This is a genomic window from Streptomyces sp. NPDC002643, from assembly GCF_053592555.1.
In genome coordinates this window covers 144476-163606 of record NZ_JBSFVY010000022.1, presented here as the reverse complement: position 1 = coordinate 163606, position 19131 = coordinate 144476, and the positions used below count along the sequence as shown (strand labels likewise).

Genomic DNA, 19131 nt, shown 5'->3' with positions numbered 1-19131 from the left:
GATGGAAGGGATGGAAGGGATGGAAAGGACGACGGGGGTGGAGGTGATCGATCCGTCCGGTGGGCTCCGCCCGGCCGTCACTGGAAACCGGCCGTCACTGGAAAGGTGTCAGCCCCCGCCGACGAGCCACCGACAACCGCCCGACAGCCCTCCGACAGAGAGCCGACTCGCCGACAGAGGGCCGACACCCCGGCAGAGGACGGGCAGAGCGCCGGGCACCCGGCCAGGCGTCATGTCCGATTCCCGCCAGCGGCCCCCTCCGCCCTCGCTGAGACTGGAGGCATGGACGGCGACGACAGCAGGGGCGAAGACAGCAGCTACGAGGCCGTGCGGAGTCGGGACGGGCGGTTCGACGGGGAGTTCTTCTTCGGGGTGGCGACGACGGGGATCTACTGCCGGCCCAGTTGCCCGGCGGTGACGCCCAAGCGGGAGAACGTGCGGTTCTACGCGACGGCCGCCGCCGCTCAGGGCGCCGGATTCCGGGCCTGCAGGCGGTGTCGGCCCGACGCCGTGCCCGGGTCGGCCGAGTGGAATGTGCGCGCCGATGCCGTGGGACGGGCCATGCGGCTCATCGGGGACGGGGTCGTGGACCGGGAGGGCGTCGCCGGGCTCGCCGTGCGGCTGGGCTACAGCGCGCGGCAGGTCCAGCGGCAGCTGACCGCCGAGGTCGGCGCCGGTCCCGTCGCCCTGGCCCGGGCCCAGCGGGCGCACACCGCGCGCGTGCTGCTGCAGACCACCGGGATGCCGGTGACGGAGGTCGCCTTCGCCGCCGGATTCGCCAGCGTGCGGCAGTTCAACGACACCATCCGGGCCGTGTACGCCGACACCCCGACCGGCCTTCGCGCCGCCGCCGGGCGCCGGTCCCGTGAAACGACGACCTCCGGCGCCACCGGCACCCCCCGGCCCACCGGCGTACCCCAGGCTCCCCGGAGCGCCGCCGACCCCACCGCCGACCCCACCGCCGACGACGCCGCCGCCGACCTCGCCCTCGGCATCCCCCTACGCCTCGCCTACCGGGGCCCCTACCAGTCCGGCGCCCTCTTCGACGTCCTCGCCGCCGAAGCCGTCGCCGGGATCGAGGACGTCAGCGGGGAGCCCGGCCGCCGCACCTATCGGCGCACCCTGCGACTGCCGTACGGCACCGGGATCGTCGCGGTCGACGAGCGGCCGGGCGGCGGCGGGCGGGCCGCGACCGTCGCCGAGGGCCGACCCGGCGGCCGGACCCATGACGGTTCTCCCGGCGGCTGGCTCGACGCCCGGGTCCGGCTGACCGACCCCCGGGATCTCACCACCGCCGTACAACGGCTTCGACGGCTGTTCGACCTCGATGCCGATCCGTACGCCGTGGACGAGAGGCTGGGAGGCGACGCACGGCTCGCCCCGCTCGTCGCCGCCCGGCCCGGGCTGCGGGTGCCGGGGGCGGCCGACCCGGAGGAGTTCGCCGTACGGGCGCTCGTCGGGCGTGGCGGGGCCGAGCGGCTCGTGCGTGCCTACGGGAAGGCCCTCGACTCTCCTCATGGGGCGCTCACCCATCTGTTCCCCGAGCCGGCGGCACTCGCCGAGACCGGCGGGCCGCTCGGCGCTCTCGCCGCCGCTCTCGCCGACGGGACCGTACGCCTCGACGTGGGCGCCGATCGGGACGAGGCGCGGTCGGCTCTGCTCGCGCTGCCCGGCATGGACGGCCGTACCGTCGCCGCCATCCGCACCCGAGCCCTCGGCGACCCGGACGTGGCACCGCCGGACGAGGACGTCCCGGACGCGTGGCGGCCCTGGCGTTCGTACGCCCTCCAGCACCTCAGGACAGAAGCGAAGAAATCGGATCAATCAAATCAATCGGACCTAGGAGTCCAGTCGTGAGTACGGAACAGTCCATCTGCTACTTCACCACCGTCGACAGCCCCGTCGGGGAACTGCTTCTCACCGCCGATGCGGCGGGGGCCCTCACCTCACTGTCCGTTCCAGGGCAGCGGGGTGGGCGGGTGCCGTTGGCGGGGTGGCGGCGGGACGCCGGCCCCTTCCGGGAGGCCGAGGCACAGCTCGCCGCCTACTTCGCCGGGGAACTCAAGGAGTTCCGGCTGGAGTTGAGTGCCGACGGGACGGACTTCCGGCGGCGGGTCTGGGACGCGCTCGACGACGTTCCGTACGGGGCGACGACCACGTACGGTGCCATCGCCGCCCGTATCGGTGCGTCCCGGGCCGCCGTTCGGGCCGTCGGGGGTGCCATCGGCGCCAATCCGCTGCTCATCGTGCGGCCTTGCCACCGGGTCATCGGCGCGGACGGGTCACTCACGGGGTACGCCGGTGGGCTGGACCGGAAGCGTCGGCTGCTCGGCCTGGAAGGTGTGCTCCAGGAGCAGGACGTGTGACGCTCCGGCCCAGCCCAGGACAGAGGCCGCGACCGTCACTCGGTGTCGTAGACCCCGATCTCCGTCATCGTCGGCGTGTACACCTCCGACGCGATCCTGCCCGTGAGGGCCACCCGGAGGCGGGTCGTGGTGATATCGCCGAAGCCGGTGACCGTGAGGTCGTGGCCGATGCCGTCGGTGCGGGTGGCGAAGGTGACCCATGTGCCGGTGTCGGGATTCCAGCGCTGGAGGTCGAAGGACTGGACGCGGGGGTTGGTGCCCGAGTCGGTGTACTCGTCGAGGTAGACCTCGTCGAAGGTGGTGGCCGTGCCGAAGTCGATGTCCAGGGTGATCGGGTAGGTGGCGTCGTCGGCGGCGGCCCAGCGGGTGGTGAGGTCGCCGTCGGTGAGCTTGTCGGCGGTCAGGGTGCCGTTCGCGCCGGGGTGGGTGGAACTGGCGGTGGCGGGTCTGCCCAGGGCCAGATTGACGCGGTTGTCGGTCTCCTCCTCGATGGGGTCGTCGTCGACGGGATTGGGGACCCTGGGGCCGATACGGCTCTCGGCCATGCCGATCTCGGGGGCGTCGCCGTAGTAGATGTGGGTGCCGAGGAAGTCCTCGGTGCCGAGGTGGGCGTTGTAGCGGCCGGCGTCGATGAGGGGGGAGTCGTCGCGCAGGGCGAAGTGGGCGGCGGCGGTTCGGATGTTGTCCACGCCCGCCCCGGTCACATAGTCCGCCGGGTCGCCGACGAAACGGGGGTCGAGTCGGGAGCCCTTCGGGTCGGCCGGCTCCTGGGTGGAATGCGTGCCGCCGGACTCGTAGTAGTCGTTGTTGGCGAAAACCGCCTGACGGAGGGCGCCGGTTCGGCGGTACCAGGGCGTCGGGGTGGTCTTCGAGGTGTTGTAGAAGATGTTGTTGAGGAAGTAGACGCGGCTCAGGAATGTCTCGTCGTGGACGTAGTCGAGATCCGCGCCGTCATAGACGAAGGTGTTGTTGGTGAAGTAGGTCGGCGAGTAGTTCGTCGACAGCATGTTCTTCACCAGAACACCGTTGTCGTTGACGCTCAGGTTGTAGCGGGCGATCGAATTCGAGCTGTTGCCCATATAAGCCATCCAGCCCGCCGCGTTGTCGTGCGAATAGTTGAACTGGTACGTGACGTTGAAGTTGGTGTATTCGAGATCCCAGGGCGTGCCGTCGTACTCGTTGTCCGGGCCGCCGTACACCTCGTTGAACTGCATCACGGAGTCGGCGCCCGCCCAGAGATAGAGCGCGCAGGAGACCGCGTCATAGCGCTTCAGAAATCCGTTGACCTCGTTGTACTCGACCGTCATGTTCTTGGTGTTGGCCAGCTGGATGGCACCCTGGCCGATGCTCTCGGCGTAGTTGTGGCCGATATAGACGTCACGGCTGTAGAGATCGCGGGTGCGGACCCACAACTGCTCCCAGCCCTCGTGCCACTTGCCGCTCTCGTCGTACTGCCCGGCGTCCGCGCCGTCGGCCGCGAACCAGTTGAACGCGAACTGCACGGCATGCAGTTCGACATTCTCGAAGGTGTTGTTCTCGATTCGGACGTCCTTGAAGTAATAGCCGCCGGTGCCGTAGTCCTTGTAGCTGCGGCTGCCGAAGACCTGGAAATTCACGGCGCCGTAGTGGATGCGCTGCCAGGTGCTGGGGCCGTCGAGGTTGTGGACGTAGACGTTCGAGATCCGGAAATGGTCCATGATGCTGTCCGCGCCGCTCGCGAGGAGATCGGCATTGATCGACACCATGATTCCGTCACGGACGTACGAACCCGTCTTGATGTCGGTCGCGAAGTCGTCGTCGTTGGAGAGTTCGACGTTGTCGATGTCCCAGTACTGCTGATTGCGCAGCACGATGGAGCCGGTCAGACCGACCGTCGCCGGGTTCTTGGTGCCGTCCGCGCGGAACGGGCTCTGCACCTTGCCGTTCGTCGCGATGTACGGGCGGCGGGCGTTCGGGTCGCCGTACGCGGAGATGGTGATCGGACGGCCCGCGCTGCCCGAGCCCTTCGGCCACAACTGCTGGTCCTGCCACTGCTCACCGGCCTTGAGCAGCACACGGTCGCCCGGCGCGAACGTCGTCGCGTTCGCCTTGGCCAGCGTGCGCCACGCGGTCGCCGGAGAGGTCCCGGCCGCGCTGTCCTGGCCCAGCGTGGCGTCGATGTAGTAGTCCTTGCCGCCGGTCGTGTTCGGCGAGTTGCCCGGCCAAGCCGCCTTGACAGCCTGGGAGTTGGGCGCGGCGGGCTTGCGGTCCGGGGGCGCGGCGGCGTACGCGCCGGGCACCAGCGAGCCGACGAGCAGCGCGGCCAGCAGGGCTACGAGGCCCGCGTACAAAGCCCGCCTGGACCGTTCCAAGGAGCGTGTCAGCGTCCGTACGAATCTTGTGCGGGGCGGTGATCCGGTGCCGAAGCGTCTCATTTCTGCACATCCTCTGCGGTGATGGCGTCCAGCGCCGAGGTGTCGATGTCGATGTCGCCGTTCTCCACCCGGCGCTGGACATACCGGTCGAACTTCTCCTCGACGAGCGACTGCCGAATCCGCTGGGCGTAGTCGGCGAAGGCCTTGTCCTCGTCGACGTCCTTGCCGTCGAGCTCGTAGTAGGTGATCTGGCCGGTGCCCTGGACGGGCGCGGAGATCCCGCCCGGCCGGAGGCCGCCGAGCACCGACATCAGATCCTGTTCGTGGGCGTTCAGACTGGTGGTGCCGCCGCCGTCATGGGTGCCGGTCGTGAGCTTCGCGCCGGGCTCCTCGGCCGCGACCTCCGCCAGCCGCCCGGCCTCGGCCACCCGCCGCCGCAGGCTCTCGGCGAAGCCCGAGGCGCCCTTCGGCACGGGCACCACCAACCGCGTGTACGTGTATGTCGTCGCGTTGGCGCTCCAGGCGTCCCGGTCGGCGTCAAACTCCTTCCGCACCTCGGCGTCGGTCACCCGGAGCGGGGTGCCGGCCTTCGAGCCGAGACGTTTCTCCAGGGCGGTGGTCAACTCCGTGAGCCGGTGGGTGTAGTACTCCTCGGGGGAGAAGTTGGCGACCCCGTAGACCGTCTCGCCTGCGGCGATGGCCTCGGCGCGCGACTCGTTCTCCTTCGTCAGCTCGGCCAGGAAGTCCGCGTGGTCCACCGAGTCGACCAGGCCCTGTTCCTTCGCCAGGACGAGTGTGGTCTTGTCCCGCCAGATCTCGTCCAGCGCGCGGGATTCGAGCGTCTGGAGCGCGGTCTTGTCACCGGCCTTCGCGTTCCAGTCGAAGGCGGCGCTCATCCCGTACTCGTTGCGCAGCTCGTTCCGTACGGTCGGGGCCAATCGCCGCATGTGGAAGAGGAGTTCGTCGCGGGTGACGGGGTGGCCGTCGAGGGAGGCGACCTCGCCGCCGGTGGGGGCGGTGGAACGGTCCAACAGCGTCATCGCGGTCAGCAACAGGGCGACGACCGCGACACCCACGCCGGTGACCAGGACGAGAGCACGCCTCGACGGTCCGCGTGCGGGTGCGGCCGCGGCTGCCGGTTCGCGGGAGACGGCGGCCGCCCTCCTCGCACCAGGTCTGCGTGATGTGGTCCTCTTCATGACGCCACCCCGATCGCCGCCACCCACGCCACCACCGGCGTGTCCCGCGTCTCGGTCACCTCGACCCGTACGGCGTCCACCTCGGCCGCCGGGAACGTCAGAACGCGCTGGTAGCCGACGGCGTTCGCCTCGGCCAGCGTCGTCCACCGGCCGTCCCTGCGGCCCCGTACGACGACGTGCTCGACGCGCTGCCCTTGGGTGATGTCCTCGCCGAGCACCACCGCCTCGACCGCCCTCGGCTCCCCGAACTCGACCGTCATGCAGGGGAGTTGATCGTCGGCGTCCGGCTGCCAGGGCGTACCCCCGCCCCGGGGCCAAGCCGTCGCCGCATCCCCCGGCTCGCCGGACGTCACCGTCACCGCCCCGGCCGCGATCCTCCGCGCCCGGAAGTCCTCGATGCGGCGCCCGAGCCGATCGAGGACCGCCACATCCGCCTCCCGCAGCCGGCCGTCACGGGCGGGCGGGACGTTCAGCAGGAAGCACGAGTTGCCGCCCACCGCGCGCAGATAGATGGTGAACAGCTCGTCCACGGACCGGACTTCACCGTCCTGAGCCGCGTGATGGAACCAGCCGGGCCGGATCGAGGTGTTCACCTCGGCCGGATACCAGACCAGGTCCTCCTCGTGTCCGGCCAGCGCGGCACGGCTGCCCAGGTCGCGTTCGTCGCTGCGGACCAGCCGGGAGAAGGCGCCGTCGTCCGTCTTCTGGGAGCGGTCGGCGGTGCGCTCGGCGTCCCGCAGCGCGCCCGGGACCACGCTCCACTCGTCGGGCCGGGTCTGCCCGGCCTCGTTGCCGCACCAGCGGACATCCGGCCCGCACACGCTGATCACCGCGTCCGGCTGCAGCTCACGCACCACCGCGTAGTAGCGGTCCCAGTCATAGATCTGAACCTTGCCGTTCGGGCCCTCGCCGTTCGCGCCGTCCAGCCAGACGGAGAAGACCGGCCCGTAGCGGGTGAGCAGCTCGGTGAGTTGGGCGACGTAGAAGTCGTCGTAGCCGGTGCCCGAGCCGTACGACGACTCCGTGCGGTCCCAGGGGGAGAGGTACACACCGAAGCGGAGGCCATGGCTGCGGGCCGCCTCCGCGACCTCCGCGACCACGTCACCCCGGCCCTCGCGCCACGGCGACGAGGCCACCGAGTACGTCGTGACGTCGCTCGGCCAGAGGCAGAAGCCGTCGTGGTGCTTGGCGGTGAGGATCACCCCGGTCATCCCGGCGGCCTTGAGCGCCGCGCACCACTGGCCGGCGTCCAGGTCGGGCGGGTCGAACAGTGCCGGGTCGTCGTGGCCCTCGCCCCACTCCCGGTCCGTCATGGTGTTCATGCCGAAGTGGACGAAGCCGTAGAACTCCATGGCCTGCCAGGCGAGTTGACGCTCACTGGGGCGGATCGAGACCAGTGCCGTCGCGCGTCCGGACGCGGCGGGCGTGCTCGCCGGGGCCGTCGGCGGTACGCGGCCGTTCACCGGAACCGCCGGTTGTACGCGGCGAGCAGCGCCAGCAGCCCCGCCAGTCCGGCGAGCATGAGCAGCAGATCGCCCCAGCCGACCGTCGTACGCGCGGTGACGACCAGCGCGACACAGGCCGCCGCGACGAGCGTACGCGCGGCGACCAGCAGCGCCGTACGCGTCGATTCCTTCATGTCCTTCATTGCTGACGTTCCCTTCCACATGGCCCCGGGCCGCTGTCGCCGCGAGCCACTGTCGTTGTGTGGCCCCGGTCAGCCCTTCACCCCGCCGGAGGCCATGCCCTCGATGAGCCGGCGCTGGACGAGCGCGTAGACGATGAGGACCGGGACGATGACGATGACCAGGCCGGCGTAGAGGCGCCCGTAGTCGGCCGCCGCCTTCTGCGCGGTGAACAGGTTCAGCAGCCCGACCTGGAGCGTCTTGCCCTCGCCGGGGAGCAGGGTGAGGGCGATGATGAAGTCGTTCCAGTAGGCGAGGAAGTTGAAGAGGATCACGGTGGTGACCGCCGGGCGGGCCATCGGGAGCATGACGGTCGTCATGATGCGGAGGCGGGACGCGCCGTCGAGGGCCGCGGCCTCCTCGTACTCGACCGGGATCGTCCGGAAGTACGCGGTGAGGAGATAGATCGTGAACGGGATGGACGTGGCCGCGTAGACGAGGGACAGGACGGTCGGGTTGTCGATGAAGAAGCCGCCGGGGAAGACGTCGATGAGCGCGCGGTCCCAGTCGACGAGCATCAGGAAGATCGGTACGACGATGTAGTTGACGTTGACGAACAGGCCGCCCAGCATCGCCAGTTCCACCAGGGCCTTGCCGCGGAACTCGTAGCGGGCGATGACGTAGGCCGCCGGTATGGACACCGCCAGGACGAACACCAGGCCGAGCACGGTCACGAACACCGAGGTCAGGAAGTACTGGCCCATGTGCGCGGTGACGAACGCGTCGACGTAGTTCCGCAGGTGCAGGCCCTTTGGAAGGGTCCAAGGGCTGCCGAAGAACTCGCTCTTGCCCTTCAGCGAGGCGAGCAGCACCCAGGCCACCGGTACGGCGACGGCGAGGGAGAGGGCGATGACCAGGGTGTGGGTGAGCAGCCGGGAGGGGCGGCGGCGGTCGGCGCGTGGGTCGGAGACCGGCGGGCGGGGCGAGTTGATGGTTGTCATGGTGGTGGACGTCCTCAGAACTGGAGGGGCTCACGTCGGGTCGCCCGGCTCACCAGGAGCGATACGAGGAACGAGAACGCGAAGATGACGACACCGATGGCCATGCCGTAGCCGTACGACGAGTTGGTGTACGCCTGCTTGTACATATAGCTGAGCAGGACCTCGGAGGAGCCGTCCGGGCCGCCGCCGGTCATCGCGCGGACCAGGACGAAGCTGAGGTTGACCGCGCTCATCACGAAGAACGTCAGCGTGGTGCGCAGGCTCTGCCAGATCAGTGGGAGCGTGATGGCGAAGAACTGCCGTACGGGGGAGGCGCCGTCGAGGGCGCTCGCCTCGTACAGCTCCTCCGGGATGCTCGCCATGCCCGCCATGTACAGGACCATGTAGTAGCCCAGCGACTGCCAGACCATCGCGATGGCCACCGAGTAGAGCACGACCTTCTGGTCGCCGAGCCAGACCTGTTGCCAGGCGTCGAGGGAGAGCAGTCGGAGGGTGCCGTTGAGGAGGCCGTTCTTCTGGTCGTAGACGGCGGAGAAGATCGCCGCGATGACGACGACCGAGAGCACGTTCGGGATGTAGAGGACGAACCGGTAGACGTTACGGCCGCGCAGTCCCTGCCGGGTCATGATCGCGGCGAGGAACAGGGCCATGCCCATCGTCACGACCGTCACCACGACCAGCAGCGCCACCGTGTTCTGGAAGGCCCGTACGAACTGTTCGTCATCGAGGAGTTGACGGAAGTTGTCGAGTCCGATGAAACGCTCGTCGGGGGAGAAGCCGCTCCAGGTGTAGAGCGACATCCGGAACACGTTCACGGTCGGGACGATCATGAACACGAGGAAGAGGACGAGCGCGGGGAGGAGACAGAGGAGCACGAAGCGGGTGTCGGCGCGGCGTCGGCGCCGGACGGGGGCGGGGGCCGGAGCGGCGGCGGCCCGGGTGCCGTCCGGCGACCTTCCGCCGGACGAACTACCGTCTGCCGACGTACCGTCTGCCGAACTTCCGTCTGCCGGACCCGACTTGGCCACCCGGCCCTCCTGACCCGTATGCGGGGTGGACAGGGCCGTCACCTCAGTCGCCCGCCTTGCGCAGCTTCTCGCTGGCGTCGTTCAGCGCGGACTGCCACTTGCCCTCGGTGGTGTCGCCGCTGACGACGCTGTTGGCGGTGTCGAACAGCGTGGCCTTGATGTCGACGCCGGGGACGGGCGCGGTGCTCGCGAAGCCGCCGACCAGCGCGGAGACCGACGGGTCCTCGTACACCTGGTAGAACTCGGCGTTCTCCCCGGAGAGCGTGCTCGCGATGCCCTCGACGGGCTGGATCGCGTTCGACTTCGCGAAGATCTTCGCCGCCTCGTCGGAGTAGAGGAAGGTGATGAAGTCCTTGGTCGCGTCCTTGTTCTGGGCGGCCGTCGGCACCCACACGGACTCCACCGACGTCGTGATGTACCGCTTGCCGCCCGACTCCACCGCCGGCAGCGGGGTCAGCCCCCACTGGAAGCCGTCCGCGCGCGGAGCGTCCGCCATCTCGCCGACGATCCAGGTGCCGTTCGGCATGAACAGCGCCTTGTTGTCGAGGACCAGCTGCTGGTTCTTGGTGAAGTCCTGCTCGTTGGCGTACCCGACGGTCTCGGGAGCCGTGTAGCTCAGCAACTTGGTGGTGATGTCCAGCGCCTTGCGGGCGTTCGCGCTCTTCCAGACGTCCTTCTTGTACGTCATCACATCGGTGTAGAACCGCTCCCCGCCGACATCCGCCAGCAGCGCGAAGAAGTACGAGTCGAGGTAACCGGCCGTCGGATACGTGAACAGCGGTATGCCCTGCTTCTTGGCCGTCTCGGCCAGCGTGAACATCTCGTCCCAGGTCGCCGGGACCTGCCAGCCCTTCTCCTCGAACAGGCCCTTGTTGTAGAAGAGCCCGGTCGGCGCGTAGTACATCGGCATCAGATACGTCTTGTCCGTGCCGTACGGATTGGTGTTGAGGTTCCCGATGATGCCCTCGGTGAGCTTGTCGCCGACGGTCGTGTCCTCGCCGGGGATCTTCTCCTTGAGGATCGGGGTGAGGTCTTCGAGGGCCTTGTCCTTGATGAGCGTCTCGGTCAGGGCGGCCTTGCGGCCCTGACCCAGGACCACGACATCCGGGTAGCGGCCCGCCTTCATGTTCGGGGTGATCTCGTCCTCGATGCTCTTCGAGATCTGCAACTGGACATCGATGTCGGGGTGCGCGTCCTCGTACGCCTTGACGACCTGCGTGTACATCTCCCGGCCGTAACCGCCTTCGAGCGCGGCGACCTTGAGAACGTTCCCGCCGGAGTCCGAGCCGCCCCCGCCGGCCGAGCAGCCTACGAGCAGTCCGAGCGCCGTGACCGCGGCACCCGCCAGGACCAGCGATCTCCTCATGCTCCGCATATGGGGTCCTTCCCGTGGAACGGGATCGCACGGCAATCCCGGGTTGTTACGGTGGCACCGATAACATGAGGGCTTACGGTGGCATCGAAGAGCGGGGCGGCGCAAGGGCGCGGGTGAGGGTTTTCGGGAAGGTTCGGGTGGTGGCGGGTCGCTCGCGCAGTTCCCCGCGCCCCTGAAAAGCAGGGGCTGCGCCCCGTGCTTTTCGGCCCGCAGGGGCCGTGTCTTTCAGGGGCGCGGGGCTGTATCGATTTGCGGCTCCGCCGCGTGGGCGCGACCAGCCCCCACCCACCCGCACCCGAAAACGCACCCGCCCGGGGTCGAAGGGGCGCAGCCCCTGGGGATGGGACGGGTAGGGGCGGCGGGGGCGAAACCCCCGGCCCGGGGCCCAGGTCAGAACGTCCGCGGCGCCGCCGTGGAGGCACGCACCGAGAGGGCCGCGGTGTTCAACGAGTCGTCCACATCGGCCTCGTCCCCCCGCAGCAACAACGCCACAGCCGCCTCCCCATAGCGATAGAAGTCCTGCCGCACAGTCGTCAGCGGCGGATGACAGTACTCGGCCAGCGCGATGTCGTCGACACTCACGATGGACACATCCTCCGGCACCGCCCGCCCCCGCTCACGCAACGCCCGGATCACCCCGAACGCCATCTCGTCACCGGCCACGAACACCGCCGTGACCTCGGGGATCATCGCCAGGATCTGCCCGTGCCGATACCCCGACTCCGGCGACCAGTCGCCCTCCAGCGGCGGCGGCGCCTCGACGCCGGCCGCCGCCAGGCACTCCTGCCAGCCCTGCCGCCGCCGACGCGCCTCGATCCACTCGTCGGGCCCGGAGATGTGCCACACCTGACGGTGCCCCAGGTCCAGCAGATGCCGGGTGGCGACCCGGCCCGCCTCCCGCTGGTCGATACCGAGCACCCGCGCGCCCGCCGTCCGCGAACCGTCCAGCGTGACGGTCGGGATGTCCCGTGTGATGTCCTCCATCTTCGGCGTCACCGAGATCAGCGGTACGGCGATCACAAAACCGTCGACGCCCTGGTCGGCCAGCTTGGACAGGGCCCGCTCCATCAGCCCGGTGTCCAGCGCCGAGATCGTCGCGATGCTCACCGCGTACCCGGCCGCCCCCGCCGCCGCCTCCACACCGGCGGTCACCGCCGAACGCGAGTAGTACCCGCCCGAGCCCAGCAGCACGAGCCCGATGGTGTGGCTGCGCCCGGAGGACAGGGCGCGGGCCGCGCTGTTGAACCGGTAGCCGACCTGCTCCACGGCGGCCAGCACCCGCCGCCGGGTCTCGGGGGTGACGTTCGGTGAGTCGCGGAGCGCGCGCGAGACCGTCTGCGCCGACACTCCGGCGCTCCGGGCCACGTCGGCCATGCTCGGCTGCCGCCGCGCGGTGCCCTCGATGCCTTCGACGCCCTCGGTGCCCTGGCTCATGGAGCTCCTCTCCGGAGGCGGGTCATGGCACTCCTCTCCGGCGGCCGGGCCCCCTGTCCCGTGGCCGGTCCGCGACGTTCGTGCGTGCGTACGTCCGCCGGTCCATGACGTCCGTACGTTCACCGATCATATCGGTCTTGTTACTCATGGCATCGGTAACATACGCTCGCCGCTGTGACTGAGCCGCCCACGACCCACCTCGCACCGGCCCACACCACCACCGACCCGGCTCCCGGAGCCGCCACGAGCGCGCTCGCCTGGGGCTCGGGCCGCTTCCACCGGCACGGCGTCCCGCACCGCATCCTCTCCGGGGCGCTGCACTACTTCCGTGTCCACCCCGACCTCTGGCGCGACCGCGTCCGCCGTCTCGCCGACCTCGGTCTCAACACCGTCGACACCTACGTCCCGTGGAACTTCCACCAGCCCCACGAGGGCGTCCCGCCCCGCTTCGACGGCTGGCGGGACCTGGAACGCTTCATCCGCGTGGTGGGGGAGGAGGGCCTGGACGTCATCGTCCGCCCCGGCCCGTACATCTGCGCCGAGTGGTCGGGCGGCGGCCTCCCCAGCTGGCTCACCGCCCGCGACGTGGCGGTCCGCAGCTCCGACCCGGCGTTCACCTCGGCCGTCGGCCACTGGTTCGACGAGCTGATCCCCCGGATCGCCGCGCTCCAGACGGCGGAGGGCGGCCCGGTCGTCGCCGTCCAGGTGGAGAACGAGTTCGGCAGCTACGGCGATGACGCGGCCTATCTACGGTGGAACCGCCGGGCGTTGACCGCCCGGGGCATCCGGGAACTGCTCTTCACCGCCGACGGCCCCACCGAGCTGATGCAGGACGGCGGCACCCTCCCCGGCACCCTCGCCGCCGTCACCCTCGGCTCCGGCCCCGTCGCCGCCCGCCGTCTGCTGGCCGCCCGCCGCCCCGAAGAGCCCTTCCTGGTCGCCGAGTTCTGGAACGGCTGGTTCGACCACTGGGGCAAACGGCACCACATCCGGGGGACGGACAGCGCCGTCAACACCCTCCGGGGCATCCTCGCCGACGGCGGCAGCGTCAGCGTCTACATGGCCCACGGAGGCACCAATTTCGGCCTCTGGGCGGGCGCCAACGAGGAGAACGGCCGTCTGCGGCCGATCGTGACGAGCTACGACTCCGACGCGCCCATCGCCGAGGACGGCACCCTCACGGCCAAGTTCCACGCCGTACGGGAGGCGCTGGCCGCCGTACCGGAAGCCGCCCGCGCACGGGGCCCGGTACGGTCGCCCGCGCGCACCCCGAAGCTCCCGCCGGCCCGGCTCCCCCTGACCCACCGTGCCGACCTGCTGCCCGGCCTCCGCGCCGTCCCCGCCCCCACCACGACCGGCCCCCGCCCCGCCACCTTCGAACAACTCGGCCTGGACGCGGGCATGGTCCTGCACACCGCCCATCCCCGCATCCCGGCGGGCGAGCACAAGCTCGTCCTGACCGACGTCCGCGACCGCGCCCTGGTCCACGCCGACGGCGTCCTCCTCGGAGTCGCCGACCCCGACCACCCGGAACTGCCGGTCTACGGCACGGGCGACGTCGTACGGCTGGAGGTGCTGGTCGAGAGCCTGGGCCGGGTGAACTACGGGCCGGGCATCGGCGGCCACAAGGGCCTGCTGGGGCCCGTCCTCGTCGACCGCCGGAGCGTCCAGGGGTGGCACAGCACACCGGTGGCGCTGGGGGAGTGGGGGGAGGGGGAGCTGACGGAGGCGGTGGGTGCCGGAGTGGCGGAGCCCCCGTCGGACGCGTACGGCGGAGGGGCGCACCCCTCGTCGGACGGGCGTACCGTCCCGCGTGCCGGGTTCGCGGTGGCGGCGTTCCACGTCGAGACACCCGCCGACACCTTCCTCGCCCTGCCGGGGTCGGGACGAGGGTTCCTCTGGATCAACGGCTTTCTGCTCGGCCGGTACTGGGACATCGGCCCGCAGCTCACGCTGTACTGCCCGGCGCCGCTGCTGCGCACGGGCGAGAACACGGTGACCGTGCTGGAACTGGAGCGCCTGGGCGACCACTTGGAACTCCGGGACCGGCCGGAGCTGGGGCCGACGGAGGAGTACGTCGAGGAATTCGACTGAGGGCGGAGGAGGAGGGCGGGGCAGGGCGAGTGCGGGGGTGCGTGCTCCCCGGGTTCCCTGACAGGACCTGACACACGGGTCCCCTAGCGTCGACTCGCGCCCGGTTCCGACCGTACGAGCCGGGGGTCCGCGTCCGCGGAAGAGAACCGAACAGGAGCCCGCCCGTGTCCCCCACCGACCCCGTCGGCCGTCTCGCCGTGCTCGAACTTCGCCAGTACACGCTCCGTCCCGGCCGGCGCGACGAACTCATCGAGTTGTTCGACCGGGAGTTCGTCGAACCGCAGGAGGAGACCGGGATGACCGTGCTCGGCCAGTTCCGGGACCTCGACGCCCCGGACCGCTTCGTCTGGCTGCGCGGCTTCCCAGACATGGAGATACGGCAACGGGCCCTGACGGCCTTCTACGGCGGCCCCGTCTGGGCGGAACACGGTCCCCGGGCCAACGCCACGATGCTCGACTCGGACGACGTGCTGCTTCTGCGACCCATGCCGGACGGGAGCGGTGCGGAACCGGAAGGGGAGCGCCTGGGGGCGGCCGGTTGCGAAGGGGGCGGCTTCGCCGTCTCCCCGGCCGCACGCGCCCGGGTCGGTGCCCCGGACCCGGAGCGCTTCGTGGCCGCCACCGTGTGGTCCTTCCCTCCCGGACGACAGGACGGCATCGCCCTGATCCGCGACGGTCTCCTCCCCGCGCTCCGCACCACGGGACCCGGGCCGCTCGCCGCCCTCACCACCGAGACGGCACCCAACACCTTCCCCGGACTGCCGGTCCGCACGGGGGAGAACGTCGCCGTGGTCGTCACCTCGTACTCCGACGAGGCCGCCCACCGACAGCACCTCGCCGACACCGAGGCCCACCCCCTCGTACGGGACGAGATCCTGCCGGGCCTCGAACGGGAGCAGACGGCGGTCCCCCGGACCCTGCGACTGGCCCCCACGGGCCGCTCGCTGCTCCACTGACCTGCCCTGCCCCGGCAGATCTTCCGCCGGCTGTCGTTCGGCTGTTGTTCTGTTCTTGGCTTGACGGGACGGCCACAGCGCGGTGGCGCGGCGGCCTCAGTAATCGATGACCGCTCCCAGCCACGCGCCGACGATCATCAGACAGGCGAGGAGTTCCACGAGGACGCTGGAGCCGCCGGACCGCATGGCCGTGCGGACGGCGGCGACCGCTTCGCCGTGCCGGCCCAGCCGCAGCCGCTCGGAGAGGTAGATCCCGCCGATGAAACCGGGGATCGCACCGATCACCGGTACGAGGACGAAGCCCACGAGCGCGCCCGCCCCCGCGAACACCGCCATCCGAGGGGTCGCTCCGCTCTGCTCCAGGCGCCGGGGAGGCAGGCCCCAGCGGATCGCGTTGGACAGGAGCAGGATCGCCGTGGCGCCGACCAGCACCCACCAGGCGACCGGCCGGGGGTCGTCCAGGGCCCACCACATGACCCCGGCCCAGACGAGCCAGGACCCCGGTACGCCGGGTACCAGCACTCCGCACAGGCCGAACAGCAGGACGACGCCGACCAGGAGGAGTTCCCACGCTCCCATCTGCCCAGGGTGCCGGACGGCGGGACGACGCGCAGGTCAGTGACGGCTCTCGTGAGTTACCCCCGGTCACACAGCGGATTCCCAGGAACATGCCGCACACTCTGGCCGACCGGCCTCCGCGCCCCCAGCGCGCCCCGGTCACCCCGGCGCCGCCGGGCGGTTTCTCCTGTGGGGGGTGGCACCGCCCGGCGGTCTTCCCGGAACCCATTTCCACGCACGGATCGGTCCGCGCCCGATCCGTTTTCGCCGCAGGAACCTTCCGCCCGACGCCCGGTGTCCGACGCCCGGTTTCCGGTGCCTGGGTGACAGTGCTCTCTCGACTCCCTTGCCTCGCATCGGAGTTCGACGTGTAGTCCAACACGCCGAGGCGATCTCGGAACTGCGGGACGATTTTCCGGATGCCCCGTTTTCATACGGCCCCCGAGGTGGACAATTAGGGGCATGAGCCAGCAGGGGGACAGGCCGACCGGTCGCGAGGACGACTGGTGGCGGCAGTTGTACGACGACTCGCAGGGGGACACGGGCCCCTCCGTCGCGGCCGATTCCCTCGACGACCGCTTCGCCTCGGCGGCCCGCACACTCGGTGGCCGGGTGCCGATCCAGCCGGGCGGCCGGGAGATCGGGCCGGGTAGCCGGGAGATCGGGCCGGGTAGCCGGGAGAGCGGGCCGGGCGGCCAGGAGCGCGGGTCGGACAGGGCGGGCGCGGTGGACGCGACCGGCGAGGGGCCGGGTGCTTCGGGTGGCCCCGAGGCCGAGGTCGAGGATGCGTGGCCTGGCGGGTCGGGTGGCTCGGGTATCCAGGACCCGTGGCCGAGCAGGTCGGCTTCCCCGGACATCCAGGATGCGCCGCCTGGCGGGGAGAGCACCGCGGGCGTTCAGGATTCGCTGTCGGGCGGGGACAGCGCCCCAGGCAGTCAGGGTGCGGGGTCTGGCAGGGCGAGCGCCCCAGGCCGGGCGGGAGCTTTGGGCAGGGCGAGCGCATTGGGCGGCCAGGATCAGGATCGGGCTGCCCAGGATCAGGATCGGGCCCGGGATCAGGATGGGGCGCCGGGCAGGGCGGGCATCTCGGACGCTCGGGACACGGAATCGGGTGGATCGGATGCGTCAGCGTCGGCGTCCGGCTCGGTGGGCCCGGAGCGCGGTCTGCCGGGGCCGGAGCGGAGTCCATCGGGGCCGGAGCGGAATCGACCGGGCCCGGCGCGGAACCCATCGGGGCCCGAGCGGAGTCGATCGGGCCCGGCGCTCGGTTCCTCGGGTGGCCTCTCGGACCGGGTGCCTTCCCAATCCCCGGGCGACAGGTCAGGTGGGAGCGCGGGGCCGGGTGGTTCCTACGACTGGGGTGGGCTCGGTGGGCGAGGCGGCCCGGGCGGTCGGCCGGGTGGTCCCCAGGCTCCCGCCCCGGACCCCCGCTCCGGCACCTCCGACGCCCTGAGGCGCAGCGGCCTCACCCCGCAGCCCGCACCCTGGGACACACCACCGACCCAGCCAGGCGGTCCCGTGTCCTTGCCACCGGGCCCGACACCACCGGGTTTCCGAGCGGCCGCCCCCCGCCGCCGTACACCCGAACAGACACCCCCGTCCGACGTGCCGGCCTCGCGGCCCCCGACGGACGCCCCACCGAACGCAACACCGTCTCTCCCGCACGCCCCGTCGAACAGGGCACCTTCACTGCCGGACGCAGGGTCGACCGGGGCACCCTCACTGCCGGACGCAGCGTCGGACATGAAACCGCCGCTCCCGGACGCCCGGTCGGACAGAACACCGTCACTCCCGGGCGCCCCGTCGGACCCGGCCCCGTCACGAGGCGCCCCCTCGCCCCACGAGCGCATCGCGGCGCCACCCGAAGACTCCTCGCCCCCGGCGCCAGCCGCTTCCACCCCCACCGCCAATCCCACCCCCGACCCCACTTCCAACCCCACCCGCAATCCCACCGCCGAACCCTCCGACGGACCCCCGCCCACCCAGCGGGACCTGCCCACGCTCCAGGCGCAGGAGATCACCTTGGTCACCGGTAGCCAGCCGGTGCATGTCGACTACGTCGGGTCGGGGCCGCCCACCTACGACGCCGAGCCGACCGCGTTGCCGTTGGCGGACCCGGATGATCTCGGGGATCTGGTGGCGGACACCGTGCTGGACGGGGCCCGGTACGGAGCGTGCACCCTGCGGGCCGTCTCGCTGCGCGGGGACTCGTCGCGCTATCGGGGCGAGCCACGCCGCGACTCGCTGCTCACCGCCCGTTTCGGTGCCGGTGAGCAGGCCCTTGTCCTCGTCGCGATGGCGACCGGTGTCCGGGCGACCCCGGGCGCGCACCGGGCGGCGGCCGAGGCGTGCCGGTGGATCGGCGGGGCGATCGGGCGCACCCATGCCCGGCTGGTGGAGGACATCAGGTCCGCCCGGCGCGGCGATCTGAAGTCGGGGCTGCACCGGCTCACCGACCGCAGCCTCGGCAGACTGCGCGCCAGCGCCGTCGAACAGGGCCTCGACCCGGAGGAGTACACGGCGAGCCTGCGCTGTCTGCTGCTGCCGGCCGACCCTCGCTGCCGTACGCGGGTGTTCTTCGGCGTCGGCACCGGAGGGCTCTTCCGGTTGCGGGACGGGGAGTGGCAGGACATAGAGCCACGGGTCGCCGACACCTCCGGTGCCCCGGTGGTGGGCTTCGGTTCGTTGCCGCACGAGACGCCCGACGGTGACCGCCTCACCATGGACCTCGGCATCACGACGCCTCCGAGCCCGTACGAGCCCGCCCCGGCACCACCCCGCGAACCCTTCCGCTTCCGGGCGTCGGTGGCCCGCGAGGGCGACGTCCTGCTGCTGTGCAGCGGAGGTCTCGCCGACCCGCTGCGCGGCGAGACCGCCCTCGCCGACCACCTGGCCACCCGCTGGACCGCCCCGGAACCCCCCGGCCTGGCGGCCTTCCTCGCCGACACCCAGATCAGAGTCAAGGGCTACGCGGACGACCGCACAGCGGCAGCCGTCTGGGAGGCCTGACGACACCGCCCCGACACGAAACCCCGGGCCCGGCGGCGTCGACCCGCCACGCGGGCCCGTGCCTGGCGGAGGCGGCTTGTCATGAGATCGCGTGCTGCGCGGCGCGGTCCGGCACGAGGTCTTGTGTTCGAC

14 protein-coding genes are annotated in these 19131 nt (G+C 70.9%); 5 read left to right on the top strand and 9 right to left on the bottom strand.

The window, feature by feature from the left end:
- The first annotated feature begins 282 nt into the window (after positions 1–282).
- A complete protein-coding gene (locus tag ACWD4G_RS30160; protein ID WP_451298918.1) occupies positions 283–1857 on the top strand; it encodes an AlkA N-terminal domain-containing protein in 1575 nt (524 codons plus the stop codon).
- On the top strand, positions 1854–2366 hold the full coding sequence (locus ACWD4G_RS30155) for a methylated-DNA--[protein]-cysteine S-methyltransferase (protein WP_451298917.1): 513 nt from the start codon (positions 1854–1856) through the stop codon (positions 2364–2366). Before ACWD4G_RS30160 ends, ACWD4G_RS30155 begins: the two co-directional genes overlap by 4 nt.
- A gap of 35 nt (positions 2367–2401) precedes the next feature.
- Here ACWD4G_RS30155 and ACWD4G_RS30150 read toward each other — a convergent pair whose 3' ends face one another.
- The 8 genes from ACWD4G_RS30150 to ACWD4G_RS30115 all read right to left on the bottom strand — a co-directional run bounded on the left by ACWD4G_RS30150 (position 2402) and on the right by ACWD4G_RS30115 (position 12382).
- Positions 2402–4717, bottom strand: coding sequence for a discoidin domain-containing protein (locus tag ACWD4G_RS30150; RefSeq protein ID WP_451298915.1), 2316 nt, complete (start codon positions 4715–4717; stop codon positions 2402–2404).
- A gap of 59 nt (positions 4718–4776) precedes the next feature.
- On the bottom strand, positions 4777–5919 hold the full coding sequence (locus tag ACWD4G_RS30145) for a hypothetical protein (RefSeq protein ID WP_451298913.1): 1143 nt from the start codon (positions 5917–5919) through the stop codon (positions 4777–4779).
- A complete protein-coding gene (locus ACWD4G_RS30140) occupies positions 5916–7382 on the bottom strand; it encodes an alpha-L-fucosidase (RefSeq protein ID WP_451298911.1) in 1467 nt (488 codons plus the stop codon). Before ACWD4G_RS30140 ends, ACWD4G_RS30145 begins: the two co-directional genes overlap by 4 nt.
- Positions 7379–7567, bottom strand: a complete 189-nt coding sequence (locus tag ACWD4G_RS30135; protein ID WP_451298909.1) for a DUF6903 family protein — start codon at positions 7565–7567, stop codon at positions 7379–7381. The genes ACWD4G_RS30140 and ACWD4G_RS30135 overlap by 4 nt, the downstream gene beginning before the upstream one ends.
- 69 nt (positions 7568–7636) lie before the next feature.
- Positions 7637–8545 (bottom strand): carbohydrate ABC transporter permease, encoded by a 909-nt coding sequence (locus ACWD4G_RS30130; protein WP_451298907.1) that lies wholly within the window; start codon positions 8543–8545, stop codon positions 7637–7639.
- Between the two features lie 14 nt (positions 8546–8559).
- Complete coding sequence (locus ACWD4G_RS30125) at positions 8560–9615, bottom strand: carbohydrate ABC transporter permease (protein WP_451298905.1); 1056 nt, start codon at positions 9613–9615, stop codon at positions 8560–8562.
- A 1-nt stretch (position 9616) separates the two neighbouring features.
- Positions 9617–10939: a carbohydrate ABC transporter substrate-binding protein gene (locus ACWD4G_RS30120; RefSeq protein ID WP_451298903.1), complete on the bottom strand. Its 1323-nt coding sequence runs from the start codon at positions 10937–10939 to the stop codon at positions 9617–9619.
- 399 nt (positions 10940–11338) lie between these two features.
- On the bottom strand, positions 11339–12382 hold the full coding sequence (locus ACWD4G_RS30115) for a LacI family DNA-binding transcriptional regulator (protein ID WP_451298901.1): 1044 nt from the start codon (positions 12380–12382) through the stop codon (positions 11339–11341).
- Between the two features lie 174 nt (positions 12383–12556).
- On the opposite strand from ACWD4G_RS30115, the gene ACWD4G_RS30110 reads away from it, so the two are divergent.
- A complete protein-coding gene (locus ACWD4G_RS30110; RefSeq protein ID WP_451298899.1) occupies positions 12557–14476 on the top strand; it encodes a glycoside hydrolase family 35 protein in 1920 nt (639 codons plus the stop codon).
- Between the two features lie 164 nt (positions 14477–14640).
- On the top strand, positions 14641–15432 hold the full coding sequence (locus ACWD4G_RS30105; protein ID WP_451298897.1) for an NIPSNAP family protein: 792 nt from the start codon (positions 14641–14643) through the stop codon (positions 15430–15432).
- 96 nt (positions 15433–15528) lie between these two features.
- On the opposite strand, the gene ACWD4G_RS30100 is transcribed toward ACWD4G_RS30105, so the two are convergent.
- Positions 15529–16011, bottom strand: coding sequence for a DUF456 domain-containing protein (locus ACWD4G_RS30100; protein WP_451298895.1), 483 nt, complete (start codon positions 16009–16011; stop codon positions 15529–15531).
- Positions 16012–17508: 1497 nt separating this feature from the next.
- Here ACWD4G_RS30100 and ACWD4G_RS30095 point away from each other — a divergent pair.
- Positions 17509–18999 carry a protein phosphatase 2C domain-containing protein gene (locus ACWD4G_RS30095; RefSeq protein ID WP_451298893.1) on the top strand — a complete coding sequence of 497 codons (1491 nt, stop codon included), beginning with the start codon at positions 17509–17511 and terminating at the stop codon, positions 18997–18999.
- Positions 19000–19131: the final 132 nt, after the last annotated feature.